This is a genomic window from Ventrimonas faecis, from assembly GCF_040096075.1.
GTDB lineage: Bacteria > Bacillota > Clostridia > Lachnospirales > Lachnospiraceae > Brotaphodocola > Brotaphodocola faecis.
Genome location: NZ_JBBMFJ010000015.1, coordinates 41,892 through 62,666 on the forward strand (window position 1 = coordinate 41,892; position 20,775 = coordinate 62,666).

The following is a 20,775-nucleotide window of genomic DNA, read 5'->3' on the forward strand; positions in this document are numbered from 1 at the left end:
ATAACTGTCAAAGTCTCATTACTGCCTTCTATTGTTACGGGGATCAAGATAGTCCCGCACGGTATCGCCCAGCAGATTGAAAATCACAACCGCTACAAAAATCCCAATACCGGGACCGATAATAACCCAGGGATAGGTCTGCAACATACTACGCCCGCCGCTCATCATATTTCCCAGTTCGGCGGTAGGCGGCATAGCGCCAAGACCGAGAAAACTCAAGCCTGCCAGTTCCATCATCATGGTGCCGATATCCAGCATCGCGGTGACCAGGATAGGCCCTGCACTGTTGGGCAGGATGTGCCGCACAATAAGTTGTATGGTTGTGTCTCCCGAAAGTTTGGCGGCGGCTATGTAGTCCGTACTTTTCAGGGCAAGGGTCTGACTTCTGGCAATACGGGCATATTTGGGCCAGCTGACCACCGCCAGGGCGATAATAGCATTTTGAAGTCCCCCGTTCAGGAGCGCAGCAATCGCCAAAGCGAATACCAGCCCGGGAAAAGCAAGGCACACATCTGACACCCTCATCATCAGAGAATCAACAATGCCTCCCAGATGACCGCACAGAATGCCAATGGTAGTCCCCACAACGGTGATGATTCCCACCAAAGCCAGTGTAGAGAGCACGCTGGTCTGCAGGCCCACCAGGATGCGGGACAGCATATCCCGGCCAAAACGGTCTGTTCCAGCAGGGTGCAGTGCACTGGGCGGTTCCAAAGTAGAGAAGATTTGTGCATTGGGATCATACGGGCAAATATGCTCGGCGAAAACGACAATGACCATTAAAAACACCGTTAAGAGCAGGAAGAAGACAAGTCTTTTTTTGGTATGATCCTTGCAGATCTTCTGCCGGCGCACGGTAACGGAACTGCTCATTCTTTTACACCCCCTAATCGGATTCGCGGATCAAGCGCCCGATAGGACAGGTCTGTAATCAGATTCACACAGACATAGATAATCGCCATCCACATCACATACGCCTGGATCATGGGATAGTCGCGCATATTGATGGCGTCTACCGCCAGTTTTCCCACGCCGTCCCACATAAAAATGGATTCCACGATCGCAGTGCCGCCCAACAAGCTCCCGATGGAGAGGGTCAGCAGAGTAATAATCGTGACCAGACAGGCCCGCAGCACGCTCTTTGTCAAGGTCACGGAAAACAGGACTCCCCGCGCTTTTGCGCCTGTCACATAATCCTTGCTCAGTTCATCCAACACGGTGGCGCGGACCTGCCGTAAATATTTGGCCGACATGGCGATGGCAAGGGCCAGGGAAGGCAGCGCCACATTCTGCAGAGTTACCTCCCGGGAAATCACAGGAAACCATCCCAGACGGATCGCAAAAAAATACATCAGCAGCAATCCCGTAAAAAAGTTCGGCATACTGTTTCCCAAAAAACTGGCCACCCGGATCAGATAGTCTACCCATCGGTTCTGTTTTACAGCAGCCAGTATTCCAAGAGGAATGGAAATCACAACGGTCAGCGCAATGGATACAGCCGTCAGCAGCAAGGTGGCAGGAAGTTTCGAAATAAATGTAGAGAACACTTCCTGCCCGGATATGTAGCTGGTTCCCATGTCTCCGCGCAAGAGATTTCCCAGCCACACAAAATACTGGGTCAAAAAAGGCTTATCAAGCCCCAGCTCTGCCCGCGCCGCATCAATCACCTCCTGGGTCGCCGCCATGCCGGTATTCTCCATTTTTTGAATGACGGCATCGCTGCCTGCTAGCTGCATCATGCCAAACGAAAGAAAGGTGATGATTAACAAAATGGGGATCAATTGCAGCAAACGTCGTATGACATAATTTTTCATAGCCTCCTCCTTCCCGGAGTTCTTGATGCGGCAATTAGGAACATGGGTGTAGAGGCATTATTAATCCATTCATCCTGCGTCCATATCTGTTTCCATATCTCTGTATCCGCGGTCACATCCATACCAAGGCGCTTTAAAATGTCCAGATCCCACTGCGGGCGTAAACACCTTGATAATGGAGTCTGTCGGGCAATCGCTTCCATCGCCGCCACATCCGTCCCTGCAGTATCATCTTCCGCACCGGAAGAACGCACCTTCTCTCGGTCAGAAAGATGCCCTTCCTGAGCCTGCGAATCATAGAGATATCGATACCAGTTCGCATCGAAGTTCAATAGCAGCCCGTCTGGCTTCAGCACCCTGGTCCACTGGGCATAAGCCCGCTCAGGCGAAGGCAGGTTCCATGTCAGATTGCGCGAAACAACAACATCAAAGCTGCTGTCTGCAAACGAGAGTTTTTCCGCATTCATATGATAAAAGCCGATTCGTTCGGCAGACATCCCGGCGTTTATGCGCGCCTGCTCCAGCATGGCTTTCGTATAGTCGACCGCCGTAACCTGATACCCCAATTCTGCCAGAACGATGGCAAAGAAGCCCGGTCCTGTCCCCACGTCCAGAACATGGATCTCCTCTCTTTTTCTCCCGCTAAAGTGTGTTTGAATTCGCATATCCAACGCCCTGCCCCAAACGATATGCTGCCTTGTCTGCAATTCTTTCTGGTTTACTTTCGAATAACTTGGTGCCCGTTTTGTCCAGTAGGCAATATTTTCACTGATATAGCAACTTGATTGATTCATGTTTTCTCCTCTCTATGCGGTTGCCGAGACCGCAAACCCCGGCGTTGGGTCGTAAAACTCATCAATTTTTGCGTAAATCCTCTGCCATATGCCGTTGTCTATCGCAATATTGGAAAAACCCGCCTGCAACAGTAATTCCGTATCCCACTGTGGTCTCGGCTTCTGACACGGACGCAAAACGTTTTTCATCCGCTCGTATTCCTGCATGAGTCCAGTACTTACATCCTGGTGTGCATGGTGAGACGGTACGGCTGCCGGTTTTTCCCGGCAGTAGTCGGCGTCAAAATTCACCAGAATTCCTCCCGGCCGCAACAGTTTGTGCCATGTTTGATAAGCAAGCGGCAGATTTGGAAGCGCCCATGTGAGTTTTCGGGTAACAATGGCGTCAAAGGATGCGGGCGAAAAATCCGGCTTCTCTGCATCCATAACAAAAAAGTCGGCGGAAAGTTCAAGCCTGCCGGCTATTTTCTTTGCTTTCATGATCATGTCCGGTGTCAAATCAATACCTGTTACATGATGCCCTCGTTCAGCCAGAAGAAAAGCCAAAAAACCTGTACCCGTACCGATATCCAGGATATCCAGCTTCCGTCCCGGAGGAAGATACCGATCCAATTCGGCAAGCCATTGTTCGTGCTTTTCACTGGCAAATTCCCTTTGCCGGAGCAGGGAAAATTTCTCCGCTCTTTGGGACCAGTATTTTTTCATGTCATTTTTGATTGTGTCCATATCCTCTTAGTTTCCTTTTATCAATCATTCAGCTCTCCATATGCAACCATCGGTGTTCCCTCCTCAATTCCCAGGGAGACGGTCTGATAGAGAATAACGCCCGTCGTTTTTGCAAAAATTCGCTCCGACAGTTCGCCGTAAATATCACGGATTTCTCCCAGAAGTTCATTTTTTACAACCATGTCTCCAGGTAACTTTTGAGGATGCCAGCAGCCGTGGCATGGAGCGTTTTCATAATAAGCATTGCGGATCAGGTGTTGAGAAGACGTCACGGTCTGTATGCCATCGCGCAGAAATCCAAGCCCCCTCAGGATATTCCGTACATCCACAATATCTGCTTCTATTTCATGACGTTTCACCAGACCGCAGCCGCCCCGCTCAATAATAACAGCCGGAACACCCTTTTGGCCCGCCCAACTGTAAAAGCCATTTTCCGCACTGGACCGCACAATATAGGGAACGCTTGTCAGGCGCGCAATTTGTTCAAAGCTACGGCATACAGCTTCTTTTGCCGTCCCTTGAAAATAATTTTGTATTTTCTTCCTACCTTCTGCATACCTTTTCCTCCCCGTGCAATATGAAATTGCTTTCATTATTCAGAAAAAGAAAAAGTCTGCCGTTGCACTCCTATGTGCATACAGCAGACTTCTGTCTGTGTCGTTCCTGCTTCAGCTCTATCATGTGTTTTTTTATACCGCTTGATGACAGCGGAGGGCAGAGCAAAGCTGTGAGCAACCTTCTGGCCGCATTGCCGCTACGTGCAGGCAATCTTTGTGTTTCTGCAAATCTCAACCATAAGAATTATATCATGTTGCGCAATTTTGTGAAGCCCCCTAGGGGGATGTTACAATTGACAAATATCACATTTCTACGTACAATACTATGGAATCTTAAACGCACAGGGAGGTGACCACACTATGCCCAATTCCGCTCATCCCATTTCTGATCCCACAGAAGACAGTCATACACATCACCACAGCCATACGCAGACCAAAGCGGTCATCAATCGTCTTTCCCGTGCCATTGGACACCTGGAATCAGTCAGGCGAATGGTAGAAGGCGGGCAAGACTGTGCGGATGTGTTAATTCAGCTTGCCGCAGTAAAATCTGCTATCAATAATATCGGTAAAGTTATCCTGAAGGATCACATCGATCATTGTCTGGTGGATGCCGTTAAGAATGGCGACAAAGAATCAATCGACCGTTTGAACAAAGCGATTGAGCAATTTATCAAATAACCCACAATCGCAAAAAGAAAAGGAGATGAAACGCCAATATGGATATATTAGTTATAGACGCTCAAGGCGGTGGTATTGGTAAACAACTTGTTATGGAAATCAAGCGCACTCTGCCTAGCATTACGGTTACAGCAGTCGGAACGAACTCTTTGGCGACATCTGCAATGTTAAAGGCCGGGGCAGATTTCGCAGCCACCGGAGAAAATGCTGTTGTAGTGTGTAGCGGGAAGGCCGATGTAATTATTGGTCCTATCGGAATTGTAATTGCAGACGCTCTGCTGGGAGAAATTACCCCCCGTATGGCATTGGCTGTTGCACAAAGCAGTGCAAAACGTATTCTAATTCCCGTAAATCATTGTGATAATTTAGTAGCAGGTGTAGACGACTTAAATATCAGAAAGTTGATACAGGACGCAATCGATAAATTGCAGACCTTTAGTTGATTTTTATTGATGGATCAGCCTTACCATTTTGACTGAATGTAAAAAGGTTCGCCCGGCTCTGCATCACCGCCAGATCGTGCAGGCGCTTCTGGTTGGCTTCCTGCTCCTCTTCCAGCGCCGCCGTCAGCTTCATAAACCGCTGCTCGGTCAGGACGCCTTTGGCCTTATCCGTATACAGGCTTAAAAACATCCCGTCAATTTCCTGATTCCGGACTTCCAGCCGTTTCCGTTCCTTCTCCGTCTGGGAAGCGTCCACCAGATATCGGCGCTCCATCCGGCTGCTGAGCCGCTGATAGAACGCATCGGCATCCTTCATGGCCTGTTCCGCCAATTCCTGAATATCCTTCAGCACCAGATTATACAAATCCCTTGCCTCAATCTTGTGGCTGGTACATGCGTTCTTGCCCAACCGGTTGTAGGTCTGGCAGATATAGTATGCCTTATCAATCGGCTCCCGCATTTCGCCGGTGAAGCGGTTCTTCCCGGTTCTGCCGACTTTTTCATACCACACCTGCATAGACTTCCCGCAGGTGGCGCAGTAGACAAGCCCGTGGAACAGGTTGTAGAAGGGGCAGGCGTTGCCTTTCATAATGGTGGGTCTGCGGTCAATGATTTCCTCCACCTGTTCCCATTCCTCCGGCGTCACAACCGCTTCGTGGCAGCCCTCAATCACTTCCCAGTCTTCACGGGGGATAATGTCATAGGTGTTGGAGCGGATGCCTTTCTGATGTGTCCGGCAGACAAGATGTGCGCCTTTATAAAAGGGGTTCCGCAGGATATGGCTGATCCTCGCACTTCCCCATGAATAGTAATTTAAGTCACATTCTGTATTGCTCTTTACTCTGGTAATAGGGATTTTATCATCCATGAGCTGCTTTGCAATCCGCATACAGCCCCAGCCATCCAGCGCCATATCATAGATTTTTCGGATAACCGGCGCAGTATCCGGGTCAAGGATGAGATGCCCTTTGTCCTCCGGGTCACGCATCAGGCCAAGAGGCGGCTGCCCGCCGCAGAACTTTCCCTGACGGGAACGGGTCATACGCCCCGCCAGCACCTTTTTGGAAATATCCCGGCTATACATGTCGTTCAGGATATTCTTAAAGGGCGTGATGTCCATTTCCTAACGGGTCAGGCTGTCCACGCCATCCGTGATGGCGATATAACGTACATTGTGTTTTGGGAAAAAGATTTCGATATAGCTTCCGGCTTCGATATAGTTCCTACCAAGTCTGGATAGGTCTTTGGTGACAACGCAGCCGATTTTCCCCGCCCCAATGTCAGCAATCATGCGCTGGAAGGCAGGACGGTTGAAAGATGAAGTTAGATAACGATACTTTTTGAAACACAGTAAAATCAAGGTTTTTCGGACAACGGACAAGCATGGTTTGTACTACAACTAAATATTGCACCGCACCAGCGGCGTTTCCCACTTCCACACGGAAGAACAGGAACGCCGCTTTTTTCATGCCCTTTGTTACGCAGTAGGGGCAGAAAAAGCCTTGCTACAAGCGGCTTTGCGGGCGTGTTTTTCGTGCGGTAAGGGATTTATACCTTTTCCCTCAAAATCGCCGTTTCTGAACCGTCAGGATTTCCCATGGAATCTCCTCGTACTTCTGGCAGCTTTCGGTTGTTCCCTCTTTTGCGAAACGACAGTTCCTGCACTGCGGTGTGAAAAGCTGATAATTACTCCCATACTCTTTTTGCATTTCCTCGTCCATCTGCCACTGTTCTTCCAGTGTCAGTGTGCGGGGTTCTTCATTTTCATTCTGTATCTTCTCCTGATCTGGCATAGGATCCCCCTCTTCTTTCTGCTGTCATAATACAAAACCCGCCCGTTTTCGAAACTTCCTAACGAATCTCGCCCACCCAAAATGCACTCCTCCTCTCTGCCATTTCCTGCTGTTTTCATGTTTTGTTGTAATTTTGTTTCTTTCTCTACTGCGCAGAGGTTTCCGGCGCGGTCGGCTTTGCTACGGCCTGTCCTTCTGCAGGTACATTGCTTTTTTCTGGCGCAGTTGTACCTTTTTCAGCCATGTTTTCTGCCTCAGTTGTTTTCTCTGCCACCGTGGTGTCTTTCGCTGCTGTCATCTTCTCTGCCGCTGTTGTTTTTTCTGCTGTCGTTGTTTTTTCTGCTGCCGTGGTTTTCTCTGACGCAGTTGTTTTCTCTGACGTTCCTTTTGTGGCAGCTGCAGAGCTTTCCGGCGCTACCTTCTCTTTCTGGCCAGGAACGTAATCATCCGGCATGCCGTCCACCGTTGCTGCCACCGTAGTCTTTGCTGCTGCGGAGGTCTCCTTCACCTGAGTCTTTCCGCTGTTGCGGCGGATGATGGCTGCATGCCCCTTGTACTCCTTGGAGTGGTCCTCGGTCCGCTCTACTACTTCGCCATTCTTCTTCACCACCTTATAAGTGATCCAGCGGCTTCCCTTGGTTCCGGCTTTCTTTACCACCTCGGTTCCCGGCGCAAGCGTCGGGTCTTCCTCGTAGGTTGGTTCCGGCGTATCCAGTTCCTCCACCTTTTCTGATTCCAGACTCCAGGTCACTCCATCTTCCAGAATCGGAACTCCGTAAATGGCCACCGTAGTCTTCCGGTTGCTGTAGCTGGCCCGGATGCCAATAGCTACCTCCGAAGTATTCACAAACCGGAAATCCGGGTAATCCCAGCTGATGGCCGCATCCTGGCCCGGAGTAACATAGTTTGGCTCAAAGGTGTGAGACCGGCGGTAGGTAATATTCATACCGGAGCGGAACGCCACCTGATATAAAGTAGAAGAAACCTGGCAGACGCCGCCGCCCAGCTCCTGCACCACCTCGCCGCTGTTGTAAGCCGCTGCCTCCTGGTATCCCTTTTCTGCCGTTCTCGGCCCGACGATCTTGTTAAATGAGAATTCCTCGCCCGGCTTCACAATAGTTCCGTTGATAGCTTCTGCCGCCAGCCGTACATTGGTGTTGCGCTTTTCGTTGGCTGTCGTTTCCGTGGTGAAAGAAGCCAGCTTCTCATAGCGCGCCCGCGCCTCTGCCTCGGAATACTTCGGCCGGGTCGTGCTCACCTCTGCCGCAATCACAGCGTCATAACTGCCATTTACCGCTGCGTCTGCCAGATCTGACGCCAGTTTTTCCTGGTTTACCGCAATTCCCGGCGTTCCCTCAGAAAAGAGGAATTTATCACTCGCCGCATCGTAATCATAAATGGTACTGCTCTTCGCCTTTACATCCCAGACCGCCGCAATTTTCTCTGCAGCAGCCTTCGCGCTTTCCCGCAGCGTATCCGAATCTATCACGGAAAACGTATAGTCACCAGCTGCCTTCACCGTACAGATCCCATCCAGAAATGTCTCCAGTTCCGCATCCAGAATATTATCCGCATCCAAAGTCTCTCCGTTATACGTCACTGTAACCTTCCAAGGATACTCCTTCGCAATGGCCTCCTTCGCCTCTGCCCGGGTCATACCGGTGAGGGAAATGCCATTCACCCGGATGTCATCCGACGCAAAGGTTGTCTCGATCACCATACTGCTCTCCGGCTCCGCATTGCTGCTCTTTTTCCCTGACAGCATGTGCGCCGCCGCAAACACCACTGCAACCAGGGCCACCGCAGCGCCGCCTACCATCATGCGCTCCCGCTGCACCCGTTTTTTCCGCATTTGTTCCACCCGCTGCATAGCAGGGGATTTTCCTCTGTAAGATTCCTTCTGTCTGTCACGCATTTTGGTTCGTTCCTTTGTAATTCATTTTGTATCCCAATATAACAGATTTCCCCCTGACTGTCATCAGGGGGAAAAACGAATTCAAAAAAACTTAATAAACACGGAAATCATTCCCGCTCCAGCAGTTTCTCAAACGTACCATCCATCCCCAGTGCCCCCAGCGGCGCCGTAATCAGAATCGCCATAACTGCCATGGAAAGCACAATCTGACCGCACGGAAGTCCCATCGCCATCGGCACAGATCCAATGGCTGCCTGAACCGTTGCCTTTGGCAGATAGGCGATGACACAGAACAGACGCTCTTTCCGGTTCAGCTCGGTTCCCACAAGGCAGATCAGCACGCCTGCCGTGCGGAACAACAGTGCGGTAAAGATCATAAGAACTGCCGCCAGACCTGCTCCCATGGTGTAGCGAATATCTACCGCCGCGCCCACCAGCACAAACAGCAGCACCTCTGCTGCCAGCCACAGCTTGCCAAATTTCTCGGACAGGCGCGCCGATACTGCTTTGATGCTCCGCAGCTTCAGCACACAGGCCATACCGACCACAGCCAGAAGCCCGGACACGGAAAGATACGGCTTCACCCAGGTTTCCACGGACATCAGCAGGAACGATACGCCCAGCACAATAATGACCTTCATGCTGTTGCGGACGTAATGTTCTTTCGCATAGGCCGTCTCAAAGAACAGGCTTAACAGCCATCCAGCGGCAGCGCCCAGCAAAATGCCGCTCACAATGGACACCGGAATGTTGGCGAAATCCATCAGCCGCGCGCTTCCGCCCTGGGCCATGCCCGAAAAGGTAGAAAACAAGACGATGACAAAAATATCATCGCAGGATGCCCCGGCCAGAATCATCTGCGGAATGCTCTTCTTTGTTCCGTAGCCCGTTTCCATCAGCTTCACCATACGGGGAACTACCACCGCCGGGGAAACAGCAGCCAGCACCGCGCCCATCACGGCTGCCTCGATGCGGTTAATTCCAAGAATCATGGGCGCAAACAGCACATAGCCCAACAGTTCAAAGCTCGCCGGTACGCAGGACAACATGACGGCAGGCCGTCCCACCTTCTTTAAATCTGCCAGATTCAGTGACAGTCCCGCCTTCACCAGAATGATGATCAGCGCCATCTGCCGCAGTTCTGACGAAATGGAAAGAATAGACGGATCCAGAAGATCCAGCACATACGGCCCCAGTACAATACCGGTCAGGAGCATGCCGATGATACGCGGCAGGCGGATGCGCTGGCAGATAGCCGCCATGGCCAGACCCACCAGAAAAATAAATGAAAGTGACGTTAACATAAGTTTTCCTCCTTTTTTTACAGGGTCCATTGCTCGCGAAAAAAAAGCCAATGACCCTGTGATTTTCTCACAGAAGTCATCAGCTTTGTATAAGCGGTTCTGGTTTCCCAGGGGAGAACTTCATTCCCTGTCGGTATTCTACTTGATTTTACCCGATTTGTAAAGTTATTTTTTGTTTGCCGCCTTATCCGCATCCTTACTCAAAAATACAGTTAAGTTTGTTACGCAGATTGTATTTTTTAGTGTTATAGTGCCTTTTCGTAACACAAATACGCATGTTCATGCATGAAACATTCACCGACCTCATCATAGGCAAATACTTTATAGGAAGCTAGCGCCTTTTTATTTTCCTTCGCCACCAGGATATGCACGCTCTTATAACCCTGGCGGCGCAGCTCTTCGATAGCTCCCGCCATCAGCTTTCTGGCAATGCCCTGATTCTGATAGTTTTCCTTTACGCCCAGTCTGGAAAGCTCCCGCCCGGGCTGCAGCTCCGGCGTCCAGCAGGTCAGATTCTCTACCTTTGGATCCTCATCGATGGAAATGACCCCCTCCATCTCCCCGGTTTCCTCGTCCCGCAGACAGAACAGCGCCTTGCGGGATAAGTCAAAGTCCACATCGCTGCGGGCCGGATAATCCGCGGTCCAGGCGCAGAACGGGGTACCCACCAGGGAACGGTAGAGCGCCAGAACCTCGTCCGCCTCGCTTTCCTTTACATGTTCAAACACAAATGCCATCCAAAATCTCCTCCTTATGAAAACAGGCAGCCCATTACGGACCGCCTGTACTTTTTATGCTTTTTCCCCCAGCGGGAAATGACAAAACACCTTTCTATCCCCAAAAGTCTTACATGGCGGCTGTTCTTTTCCACAGATTTCCTGTGCATAAGGACATCTTGTGTGGAATTTACAACCGGACGGCGGGTTCACCGGAGACGGAATCTCGCCGGACAGCAGTTCTTTTTCTTTGGTCCGCAGATGCGGGTCTGCCTTCGGAATGGCATTCATGAGGAAGCGGGTGTATGGGTGCAGCGGATGATCGTAGAGTTCTTTCGTCTCTCCCACCTCGCAGACACTTCCCAGAAACATCACGCATACCCGGTCCGCAATGAATTTCACCACGCTTAAGTCATGGGAAATGAACAGATAGGTCAGCTTGTATTCTTCCTGTAAATCCTTTAACAGGTTCAACACCTGGGACTGAATGGAAACGTCCAGGGCCGATACCGGCTCATCGCAGACAATCAGCTTCGGATTCAGGGCAATGGCCCGGGCAATACCGATACGCTGGCGCTGTCCGCCGGAAAACTGGTGCGGATACCGGTTGTAAAATTCCTCCGGAATGCCGACTTCCTTCATCAGCTCCTTCACCCGGGCTTCCAGTTCCTTTTTATCCTTCATGCCGTAAGTCGTTAACGGCTCCGCAATGATCTTCGCCACGCTCATGCGTGGATTTAAGGACGCGTAGGGATCCTGAAAGATGATCTGCAGCTGTCTGCGGATTTTTGCAAACTCTGCTTCCTTCATGGCGGTGATGTCCTGGCCTTCAAATTCCACCTTGCCGGAGGTCACATCCAGAAGACGGATCAGCAGGCGGCCCAGGGTACTCTTGCCGCAGCCGGATTCGCCCACCAGCGCCAGGGTCTCGCCCTCGTAAATTTCCAGGTTCACATCGGACACCGCATGCACCACCAGCGGATCCTTCTTCGTGCCGCCAATGGGGAATTCCTTTACCAGATGCTCGGTGCGCAGGAGAAGCTTGCGGTCACCGGCTGTATTCTCAGTTTTCTTATCTGCTTCCATCTGCGGTCACCTCCTCATCCTGCAGCTTTGTTGCTTTGTTTTCACAGCTTCCCTCATGTTCACTTAAGAAACACCGTACCTTATGCCCCTCCGCTGTCTCATACAGCTCCGGTCCCTCTTCAAAACACCGCTCCGTGGCGCACTCGCACCGGGTGCAGAAGCGGCAGCCCTTCGGCAGGTGCAGCAGGTTCGGCACCACACCTTCAATGGTATAGAGGCGGTCTTCCTGTCCGTCCAGCTTCGGGATGGACTTTAACAAGCCCTTCGTGTACGGATGCGCGGTGTGGTCGAACAGCTCAAAGGTCTCGGCCTGCTCCATCACCCGGCCCGCGTACATGACATACACATAGTCGCAGATTTCCGCCACCACGCCCATGTTATGGGTGATGAGGATGATGGAAGTGCCCTGCTCCTCACAGAGCTTCTTCATCAGCTGAAGAATCTGCGCTTCAATGGTCACGTCCAGCGCCGTGGTGGGCTCATCGGCGATCATCACCTTCGGGCGGCACACCATGGCCATGCCGATCATAACTCTCTGACGCAGGCCGCCGGACAGCTGGTGCGGATAACTCCTGTAACGCTTCTCCGGCTCCGGAATTCCCACCGCGCGGAAAATATCAATCACCCGCTGCTTTGCTTCTTCCTTGGAAACCTTCTGGTGGAGAAGAATCGCCTCCTGCACCTGTTTTCCCACCGGATATACCGGATTTAAGGATGTCATCGGCTCCTGAAAGATCATGGAAATCTCATTGCCGCGCACCTTCGCCAGCTCCCGCGGGGAAAGATGGGTAATGTCGCGCCCATCCAGGGTAATGCTGCCGCCAACTACCTTGCCCGGATGCCGCAAAAGCCCCATCACGGACATGGCCGTCATGCTCTTGCCGCAGCCACTCTCTCCTACAATGCCAACGATCTTTCCGGCCGGAACCTCAATGCTGACGCCGTCCACCGCCGGAATCTCCCCCTTCGCGGTAAAGAAGTGGGATTTCAGATCACGGATATCCAATACGATTGATTCACTCATGCTCGTTTCTCCTCTCCCTTACTGCTCTTTTAAATATGGGTCCAGCACATCCCGAAGACCATCGCCCAGGAAGTTGAACGCCATAACCACGATCATGATGGCCACACTCGGCGCGATGGAAAGCCACGGCTCTGAGAACAGATACTTTTTGCCGCGCACCACCATCAGTCCCCAGCTGGCACTCGGCGGCTGCGCGCCGACCCCCAGAAAGCTTAAGGATGCCTCAGACAGAATTGCTGACGGGATGTTTAACGTAAATAGCACGATGAGGGACGGAATGCAGTTCGGCAGAATGTGCCGGAACATGATGACCCATTTTTTCACACCAATACTGCGGGCTGCCTCCACGTACTCCTTTTCCTTTAAGGAAAGGGTCTGGGAGCGCACAATGCGGGCGGTTCCCGCCCAGTTTACCAGGCTTAACGCAATGAAAATGTTGATCAGTCCTCCGCCCATGGTGTACATGACCACCATAGCCAGCAGTAAGGACGGGAATGCCAGCATCACATCGGCCAGACGCATGATGATAAAATCCACCTTGCCGCCATAGAAACCGGCATACATGCCAAGCACCGTGCCAATGGCCATGGAAATCAGGGTTGGCACCAGGCCGATGGTCAAGGAAATGCGCGCGCCAAAAATGATACGGCTGAGCACATCGCGTCCCAGCTCATCAGTTCCCAGCCAGTGAGCCGCACTTGGGTGCTGCAGACGGTCTGTCAGACTCTGCTGCAAGTGGTCATAAGGAGCCACCACCGGGGCAAAAATCGCAATGAGGATCATGAGAATGATCAGCAGTGCGGAAAAGGCCGCCAGCTTGTTCTGGCGCACCAGCGTCTTTGCCTTGTCCAGCCAGGTGTCTGCCTCGCCGATCTCTGCGCTGAAGTCCGTCTGCATATACTTTGCTTTTGCATCATTCTGCATCCTGCTGTCCGCTCCGGTCTGGCCGTTTTCAGACAGATTCTGTATGTTCTTATTCTCGTCCATCTTACGCGCCCTCCCTGATTCTCGGATCCAGTACATTGTAAAGCAGGTCTGCCACCAGATTGCCTGCAATGATCAGAATTGTAGTAAAAATAACCGTGCCCTGTAACAGCGGCATGTCTCTTGTCTCAATAGCGTTCACCGCCAGACGGCCAATACCCGGAACGCCAAACACGCTCTCGGTCAGCACCGCGCCGGACAGCATGCTGGACACCTGCAGCGCCATCATGGTGACAACCGGAAGCATGGCATTTTTCAGTGCGTGCTTCACGATAACGCCGGACTCCAGAAGACCCTTGGCCCTTGCCGTGCGGATGAAGTCATTCTGCATGATCTCCACCAGATTGGAACGGGTCATGCGGGCAATGCTTCCCGCGGAATTCCATCCCAGCACGATGGCCGGAAGGATCATGGCCCGGAAGGAATCAAAACCGGAAACCGGAAACCATTTAAACTTAAACGCAAACAGATACTGCAGCACCAGCGCCGTCATAAAGACCGGCATGGACACGCCGATCAGCGCGCCGCCCATAAACAGGCGGTCCAGCAGCTTATTCTGACGCACCGCCGCAATGATGCCCGCCACAATGCCGATGATCCAGGCCACCACAGCTGCCAGCAGCGACAATTTCACCGTGTTGGGGAATGCCTCTAAAATAATCTTTGTGACATTCCGGTTCAGCCGGTAAGAGGTTCCGAAATCGCCCCGCAGCGCATGGGCGATATACTGGAAAAACTGTACATAAAGAGGCTTGTCCAGCCCCATTTCCTTACTGATCTTCTCGATCACAGCCGGATTCACATGCTCTCCCATCATGGTGGTGACCGGATCACCCGGGACAATGCGCAGCATAATGAAAATCAGCAGCACCACCCCCACCAGTACCGGGATGGAGATCAGAATCCGCTTGAGTACTTTCTTTAACACACTATATCCTCCTCTACATTATATAGGAAAAGAGAGTGCCGCGAAGAGAGATCCAGCAAACAACAACGTGAACGTGCTGGAACTCTTTGTGCAACACTCCCTTAGCATTTATGCGTTTACTCGCTCAGAGAAATATTGTAGAAAAGCTGATCGCTCAGACCGCTCCACATCGGCGCAAAGCCCTGTACCCGCTTGCTCACCGCAAACAGATGGAGTCTGGAGAACATCGGCACCCAGGCTGCATCCTCATGGACGATCTTCTCTTCCAGAGCCTTGTACTCTGCAAGACGCTCATCCTCATTTACAATGGTACGCGCTTTCGCTACACGCTCCATCACCTCTGTATCCGGATAGTTGATGGAACGAATCTTGGTCTTCTCTTCGTTGCCGAAGAAGGTATAAATAAAGTTGTCCGGATCATTGTAATCCGCGGACCAGGTAGACATGAAGGAACCAAGCTCACCGGATTTTCTGGTCTCTAACCAGGTAGACTCATCGTAATTCTTGATCTCCGCGTTGATGCCAACCTCAGCAAGCTGGTCGCTGACAATCTCCAGCGCCATGGTCATAGTGTCGGAAGCGGAACTGTCTGCCGCAATCTCCATATCAAAGCCATCTGCATAACCAGCCTCGGCCAGCAGCGCCTTTGCAGCCTCCGGATCGTACTTGATTTCTTCCTGATCCGGGTTGAAGCCGATGAGGCCGTGCGGGAAGATCCCCTGCTCCACCTGGCCTCTGCCGCCGTAAAGGGCATCCAGAATGGCCTGACGGTCAATGGACATCTGAACCGCTTTGCGGACTCTGACATCCTGGAACGGCTCTTTGTTAAAGTTCATGGTAAAGTACACGATACCAACACGCGGACCCTGTACGATCTGGTCTGGATAGGTCTCGGTGAAACGGTCAACGGAATCTGCCGCGTAATCCAGGTCGAGAATATCAAGCTCACCGCTCTCAAACATCATGGACTGGGTCTCGGTATCCGGAATGATCTTGATGACAACACCCGGAAGCTCAGAAGCGCCCTTCCAGTAGTCCTCATTGCGGGTCAGAACCAGCTGGTTGTTGAAGCTCCAGGAAGCAAACTCAAACGGGCCGGTACCAACGGTTACCGCCGGATCCATACCAAACTGGTCGCCAGCAGCCTCCGTGGCCTCGCTGTCGTAAATGGAAACACCCGGGGAAGAAATGCTTGCCAGGAAACCGGCAAACGGCTCCTTTAAGGTAACTTTGATGGTGTAGTCATCTACCACCTCGACGCCCTCTAAGGTATCGGTCTCGCCAGCCAGAAGCTCATCCGCGCCCTTGATCTGGTCGATAAACTCGGTATTCACGCCGCCCTCTACGGTCAGCAGACGGTGGAAGGTGTAAGCCACATCCTCCGCAGTAAAATCATTGCCATTGTGGAATTTCACGCCCTGTCTTAAATGGAAGGTATACTCCAGACCGTCATCGGAAATGTCCCAGTTCTCAGCCAGACTCGGGACGATCTTGGAATTGCCATCCGCATCCACTTCAACATCTACCAGACGGTCAAAAATGTTGAATGGAACCTCGTAGTCTTTGGAAGTCTTCTGCACATCCGCAGTCTGAATATCTGCGTTCAGAGCCGCTACCAGGTAACCGGTTGTGTCCACATCGACGCCCTTTACCTCGGCCGCGCTCTCGCTCTCTGCGCCTGCCGCGCTGCTCTCTGTTGTATCGGAAGTTTTGCTGCCGCCGCAGCCGGTCAGTGCCAGCCCTGCAGTCAGAGCAGCCGCCAGCATGAGACTGATCTTCTTTTTCATAATATCCTCCTTCACATAGAACCATTTAAAAACCCAAAAATGGTGCATTGCCCCGAAAGGATGCACCATTGCATTGATATTTCATAAAGTTTTTAAACGTCCGTTACTGAGGAAATCATACCACATTGAAGGGGGATTTTCAACACCCTTTCGTGGGCGGACAAAGATTTGTTACTGTTTAGTTATTGATTAGGCGTAACTGTTCAGTAGGTCTGCGCATTCACTGCGCTGACCGTAAGAAAACATGAGCTGGCAAGCAAAAATCCCATTGCCGCAGGCAATTTTCAATGGATTTTTGCTCGTGACTGTGAAGGTACTGAACAGTTACAACAATTGAATGAGGCAGACAAAGAAGAACTGATTGAATTTGCGCAGCTGAAACTGCACCGATACTACAGCTCCTCCACATACCTCACAAACTCAAGCGTCCGGATCTCGTCTAACAAATTCAGCCGCGCACGTTTCTTCGGAATTTCTACGCTGATCACGGCGCCGGGTACTTTGTCCGGGCCTTTGCCTTTGGTCATCTCCAGAGTTTCTACCTTTACGCCCAGTTCCCGCATTTTCTGCAGGAACAGGCTCACGTTCTTGTTGGAATCAAACTCAATGTACAGGTCAAAGACTTTCGCGTAGCGGTGAAGTACGGCATCCAGCCGGGTCAGGACTTTTAAGGTGATCATCATGAGCACCAGGGTGTAGATGGCGCCTTCCGCGAAGCCGATGCCGATGGCCAGTCCCACGCAGGCACAGGTCCACAGGCCGGCTGCGGTGGTCAGGCCGCGGATCTGGTTTTTACCGGTTACCAGAATGGTGCCGACTCCCAGGAATCCGATTCCGCTGATGACCTGGGCGCCGAGTCTTGCCATATCCAGCTTGGCGTCAAATGCATGTGTCATATATTCACTGGTCATCATGACCAGGGCAGAACCCAGGCAGACCAGCACATGGGTCTTGACTCCGGCTCCGCGCCGTTTAAGTCCGCGGTCGATTCCGACTGCCATGCCTACCAGCATCGCCAGAAACAGCCGCAGAGCGATTGCAAGGGAATCCCAACCTGACGCCGCATCCATCAGGCCGCGCCAGAGGCTGATCATTGTTCGCCTGCCTTTTCCATGGACATTTTTTCCATCCGGTTCATGAAGATCGGGGAAAGGATACCGAAAATGCAAAGGACGATCAGTACCCAGCATACCGGGGTAGAGAACAGGATGGCCGGACTGCCCTTGGACAGTGCCAGGGAACGGCGCAGGCCTTTCTCACCGATCGGGCCAAGGATCAGGGCCAGTACAACGGCGGCGTTGTTTAAATCAAACTTGCGGAGCAGATAACCAAGCACGCCGAAAATCATCATGATGACAACATCCAGGAAGTTCTTGTGAATCGCGTAGGAACCAACTACACACAGGACAGATACTGCCGGGATCAGGATGGCATCGGACAGTCTGGAAATCTGCGCGAAGATCCGGCATCCCAACAGGCCAATGCCAAGCATTGCAAACTGGGTCAATACGAAACCCGCAAAGAAGGTGTAAGTCATTTTTGCGGTCTCGCCTACGAACAGGTCCGGTCCAGGAGTCAGTCCCTGAATGATCAGGCCGCCCATTAAAACTGCCGTTACGCTCTCACCCGGGATACCCAGGGTCAGCATCGGGATCAGGGAACCACCGGTTACGGCGTTGTTTGCTGCCTCAGAACCAGCTACACCCTCAATGCTTCCGTGTCCGAACTGTTCTTTGTGTTTGGAGAACTGGCGGGAAGTGTTGTAGCCCAGGAAGCAGGCGATGGATGCGCCGGCACCCGGTAAGATGCCGATCAGGTTGCCGATGATCCAGGAACGTCCGATGGTCGGAGCGATCTGTTTCATCTCTTCTTTATCCAAAAGCATTCTGTCTTTAAATTTCTTTGCAGTTCCTCTTGCACAGATCTTCTTTTCTGCAAGAATCAGTGCCTGACTCATGGAGAACAGGCCGATCAGGGCACAGGTTACGTTGATGCCTTCATATAAGGAAGACTGTCCGAACATGAAACGCTGCACGCCTTCCATCGGGTCCATGCCGATGGTGGAAAGCAGAAGTCCCAGCGCACCGGAGATCAGGCCCTTTACCATAGACTTGGAAGATACGCCTGCAATGATAGTTAAACCGAAAATGGAAAGCCAGAAATACTCAGGAGAACCGAATTTCATGGCTAACTGGGCCAAAATTGGCGCAAAAAAGTAGAGGGAGATGCAGGAAAGCAATCCGCCGAAGAAAGAAGCGATGCAAGCGGTTCCTAACGCCTTACCAGCTTTGCCCTGCAGAGTCATCTGATAACCTTCAATTGCCGTAGCTGCGGAGGCCGGAGTTCCCGGCGTATGGATCAGGATCGCGGAAATGGATCCGCCAAAGATCGCGCCGCAATAGATAGCACCCAGAATGATAAGGCCGGTGGATGCGCCCATGGAGAAGGTCATCGGCAGAAGCAGTGCCACGCCCATGGCTGCGGAAAGTCCCGGAAGACATCCGATGACAATACCAATGGTGGTGCCTGCTATGATGGCCAGAATGTTGATCGGAGTCAGCGCGCTTAAAAAGCCGCCGCCCATTAAGCTTAAAGTACCTAACATATGCGTAACCTCCTTTTTATGCGAACAGAATGCCCATCGGCAGTTTTACGCCAAGGAACAGGGTAAATGCACAGTAAACCAGAACCAGAATCACTGCGGTGGACAGAAGGATCTGCCATTTTTTCACCTTCAAAAACAGAAGGGAAACTACCATAAATAATGCGGTAGAGATATAGAATCCTACGAAGTACATCAGAACCAGATACACTACGATCATGGCCAGGATCGGGAAAAACTGCTTCGGCAGAAAATCCTTGAAATCTTCCAGTCCGCTCTCCACGCCTTTCTTCTTTGCTCCGATGATCATCTGTACCACATAAAGCGTAGTCAGGCCCAGCAGCAGCACGATGATGAACAGCGGGTATGCCTGCGCCGGTTTCGGAAGCTTTAAAGTCATGGATAAAAAGAACAGAGCTACTGCATAGATAAAAGCAACTACTCCAATATCTGTTTTTTTCATGCGATCATTCCTCTCGTCTTTTTAAGGGATATGGGGACCTGTTGCAGTCCCCATACCCGAAAATTTCTGTTAAATTTCGTATTGCTTATTCGTTCCAGAGTTTGGAAGAAACATCGGTACAGAAGGTGTACTGGTCGTTTAACAGCTTCTGGGTCTCTTCCGGATCCATGTAAGCGGTGGTTACGCCTGCTTTTTCTGCCGCGTCAACATATTCCGGATCTTCCATAGCTTTTTTAAATGCGTCTGCGTAGAAGTCGATGATCTCCTGCGGAGTTCCCTTCGGTGCTACGATGGCGCGGGCACTGCCATACCACTGATCATAGTAGCCAAGCTCGCCAAGAGTCGGTACATCCGGCATGGATTCCATACGTTTGGTATCAAATACGCCAAGCACTTTCACTTCAGAAGTCATGGACGCGATATCTGCCTCTTTTGCTACGGAGAAATCAACTTCGCCCTGTCTTAAAGCCAGAAGCTGGTCTGCGGTGCCGCCGTAAGGAATATCGGTATACTCAAAGTCTGCGCTGTTTGCAAGAAGCTGTGCGCCGATGTGGTTGGATGCCTTGTTGCCGTTGGTGGATGCCTTTAATTCACCCGGATGCTCCTTTGCGTAAGTGACCAGATCTTCCAGAGTGTCGAACTGGCTGTTTGCTGCTACCAGAACCAGCGCAGTCTCATTTACGTGGTTGCAGATCGGAACGTAATCTTCCATGGTATAGTTTGCAAGTCCGTCTACAATATTAGAACAAAGGGTCGGCAGGTTTACAAATCCTAAAGTGTAACCGTCTGGTTTTGCGTTTGCCAGAGCAGTCCATCCGATGGAACCGGATCCGCCTTCCTGGTTGTCGATGACGATGGTCTTTCCTACATATTTGGTTGCGTACTGGGAAAGGACACGGGCGGTATTATCGGTACCGGATCCTGCCTTGTAGGCTACGATCATGGTCACATTTTCTTCCGGAGTCCAGGTAGATGCTCCAGCCTCGCTGCTCTCAGCTGCTGCCTCACTGCCCTCTGCCTTGGTCTCTGCCGGAGCTGCGGTGGTGTCTGCGCTTTCCTTATTACCAGAACCACATGCTGTCATGGAACACATCATGACGGCTGCCATGCACATTGCTGCTGCTTTTCTCCATTTTCTCATTGTATAACCCTCCTTGA

At 51.6% G+C, this 20,775-nt stretch carries 20 protein-coding genes, 1 pseudogene and 1 riboswitch; of the genes and pseudogenes, 2 read left to right on the forward strand and 19 right to left on the reverse strand.

The window, feature by feature from the left end:
* Nucleotides 1-18 precede the first annotated feature (18 nt).
* Genes WMO41_RS08415 through WMO41_RS08435 form a run of 5 tightly spaced genes read right to left on the reverse strand, consistent with a single transcriptional unit; the run spans nucleotide 19 to nucleotide 3,927 of the window.
* Nucleotides 19-873 (reverse strand): ABC transporter permease, encoded by an 855-nt coding sequence (locus WMO41_RS08415; RefSeq protein WP_349229377.1) that lies wholly within the window; start codon nucleotides 871-873, stop codon nucleotides 19-21.
* Nucleotides 870-1,814 carry a nickel ABC transporter permease gene (gene nikB, locus WMO41_RS08420; protein ID WP_349229378.1) on the reverse strand — a complete coding sequence of 315 codons (945 nt, stop codon included), beginning with the start codon at nucleotides 1,812-1,814 and terminating at the stop codon, nucleotides 870-872. Before nikB ends, WMO41_RS08415 begins: the two co-directional genes overlap by 4 nt.
* A complete protein-coding gene (locus WMO41_RS08425; protein WP_349229379.1) occupies nucleotides 1,811-2,608 on the reverse strand; it encodes a class I SAM-dependent methyltransferase in 798 nt (265 codons plus the stop codon). Before WMO41_RS08425 ends, nikB begins: the two co-directional genes overlap by 4 nt.
* A 12-nt stretch (nucleotides 2,609-2,620) precedes the next feature.
* Nucleotides 2,621-3,334, reverse strand: coding sequence for a class I SAM-dependent methyltransferase (locus WMO41_RS08430; RefSeq protein ID WP_349229380.1), 714 nt, complete (start codon nucleotides 3,332-3,334; stop codon nucleotides 2,621-2,623).
* A 20-nt stretch (nucleotides 3,335-3,354) separates the two neighbouring features.
* Complete coding sequence (locus WMO41_RS08435) at nucleotides 3,355-3,927, reverse strand: succinylglutamate desuccinylase/aspartoacylase family protein (protein WP_349229381.1); 573 nt, start codon at nucleotides 3,925-3,927, stop codon at nucleotides 3,355-3,357.
* A gap of 324 nt (nucleotides 3,928-4,251) precedes the next feature.
* Here WMO41_RS08435 and WMO41_RS08440 point away from each other — a divergent pair, with 324 nt between their 5' ends.
* Both WMO41_RS08440 and WMO41_RS08445 read left to right on the forward strand, forming a co-directional pair.
* The gene (locus WMO41_RS08440; RefSeq protein WP_349229382.1) at nucleotides 4,252-4,572 is read left to right on the forward strand and encodes a metal-sensing transcriptional repressor; all 321 of its coding nucleotides are present in this window, start codon (nucleotides 4,252-4,254) and stop codon (nucleotides 4,570-4,572) included.
* Nucleotides 4,573-4,610: 38 nt separating this feature from the next.
* Nucleotides 4,611-5,015, forward strand: a complete 405-nt coding sequence (locus WMO41_RS08445; protein WP_349229383.1) for a DUF3842 family protein — start codon at nucleotides 4,611-4,613, stop codon at nucleotides 5,013-5,015.
* A 43-nt stretch (nucleotides 5,016-5,058) separates the two neighbouring features.
* Here WMO41_RS08445 and WMO41_RS08450 read toward each other — a convergent pair.
* The 14 genes and pseudogenes from WMO41_RS08450 to WMO41_RS08515 form a co-directional block, all read right to left on the reverse strand.
* Nucleotides 5,059-6,345, reverse strand: a pseudogene (locus tag WMO41_RS08450) (recombinase family protein); the annotation flags it as partial.
* 232 nt (nucleotides 6,346-6,577) lie between these two features.
* On the reverse strand, nucleotides 6,578-6,808 hold the full coding sequence (locus tag WMO41_RS08455) for a hypothetical protein (RefSeq protein ID WP_349229384.1): 231 nt from the start codon (nucleotides 6,806-6,808) through the stop codon (nucleotides 6,578-6,580).
* A gap of 145 nt (nucleotides 6,809-6,953) precedes the next feature.
* The gene (locus WMO41_RS08460; protein WP_349229385.1) at nucleotides 6,954-8,660 is read right to left on the reverse strand and encodes a VanW family protein; all 1,707 of its coding nucleotides are present in this window, start codon (nucleotides 8,658-8,660) and stop codon (nucleotides 6,954-6,956) included.
* Nucleotides 8,661-8,830: 170 nt separating this feature from the next.
* On the reverse strand, nucleotides 8,831-10,027 hold the full coding sequence (locus WMO41_RS08465) for a cation:proton antiporter (protein WP_349229386.1): 1,197 nt from the start codon (nucleotides 10,025-10,027) through the stop codon (nucleotides 8,831-8,833).
* A gap of 63 nt (nucleotides 10,028-10,090) precedes the next feature.
* Nucleotides 10,091-10,164, reverse strand: a riboswitch (Fluoride riboswitch).
* Between the two features lie 108 nt (nucleotides 10,165-10,272).
* On the reverse strand, nucleotides 10,273-10,764 hold the full coding sequence (locus WMO41_RS08470; protein WP_349229387.1) for a GNAT family N-acetyltransferase: 492 nt from the start codon (nucleotides 10,762-10,764) through the stop codon (nucleotides 10,273-10,275).
* A gap of 54 nt (nucleotides 10,765-10,818) precedes the next feature.
* Nucleotides 10,819-11,829 carry an ABC transporter ATP-binding protein gene (locus tag WMO41_RS08475; RefSeq protein ID WP_349229388.1) on the reverse strand — a complete coding sequence of 337 codons (1,011 nt, stop codon included), beginning with the start codon at nucleotides 11,827-11,829 and terminating at the stop codon, nucleotides 10,819-10,821.
* Nucleotides 11,816-12,853 (reverse strand): ABC transporter ATP-binding protein, encoded by a 1,038-nt coding sequence (locus tag WMO41_RS08480; protein WP_349229389.1) that lies wholly within the window; start codon nucleotides 12,851-12,853, stop codon nucleotides 11,816-11,818. Before WMO41_RS08480 ends, WMO41_RS08475 begins: the two co-directional genes overlap by 14 nt.
* 18 nt (nucleotides 12,854-12,871) lie before the next feature.
* Nucleotides 12,872-13,750: an ABC transporter permease subunit gene (locus tag WMO41_RS08485; protein ID WP_177291582.1), complete on the reverse strand. Its 879-nt coding sequence runs from the start codon at nucleotides 13,748-13,750 to the stop codon at nucleotides 12,872-12,874.
* 91 nt (nucleotides 13,751-13,841) lie between these two features.
* A complete protein-coding gene (locus WMO41_RS08490; RefSeq protein ID WP_177291577.1) occupies nucleotides 13,842-14,765 on the reverse strand; it encodes an ABC transporter permease subunit in 924 nt (307 codons plus the stop codon).
* Nucleotides 14,766-14,881: 116 nt separating this feature from the next.
* Nucleotides 14,882-16,552, reverse strand: a complete 1,671-nt coding sequence (locus tag WMO41_RS08495; RefSeq protein ID WP_349229391.1) for an ABC transporter substrate-binding protein — start codon at nucleotides 16,550-16,552, stop codon at nucleotides 14,882-14,884.
* 392 nt (nucleotides 16,553-16,944) lie between these two features.
* The gene (locus WMO41_RS08500) at nucleotides 16,945-17,646 is read right to left on the reverse strand and encodes an MgtC/SapB family protein (RefSeq protein ID WP_349229392.1); all 702 of its coding nucleotides are present in this window, start codon (nucleotides 17,644-17,646) and stop codon (nucleotides 16,945-16,947) included.
* Nucleotides 17,643-19,157: a tripartite tricarboxylate transporter permease gene (locus WMO41_RS08505; RefSeq protein WP_349229393.1), complete on the reverse strand. Its 1,515-nt coding sequence runs from the start codon at nucleotides 19,155-19,157 to the stop codon at nucleotides 17,643-17,645. The genes WMO41_RS08500 and WMO41_RS08505 overlap by 4 nt, the downstream gene beginning before the upstream one ends.
* A 16-nt stretch (nucleotides 19,158-19,173) precedes the next feature.
* Nucleotides 19,174-19,617, reverse strand: a complete 444-nt coding sequence (locus WMO41_RS08510) for a tripartite tricarboxylate transporter TctB family protein (RefSeq protein WP_177292483.1) — start codon at nucleotides 19,615-19,617, stop codon at nucleotides 19,174-19,176.
* A gap of 85 nt (nucleotides 19,618-19,702) precedes the next feature.
* Nucleotides 19,703-20,758, reverse strand: a complete 1,056-nt coding sequence (locus tag WMO41_RS08515; RefSeq protein ID WP_177292482.1) for a tripartite tricarboxylate transporter substrate-binding protein — start codon at nucleotides 20,756-20,758, stop codon at nucleotides 19,703-19,705.
* Nucleotides 20,759-20,775: the final 17 nt, after the last annotated feature.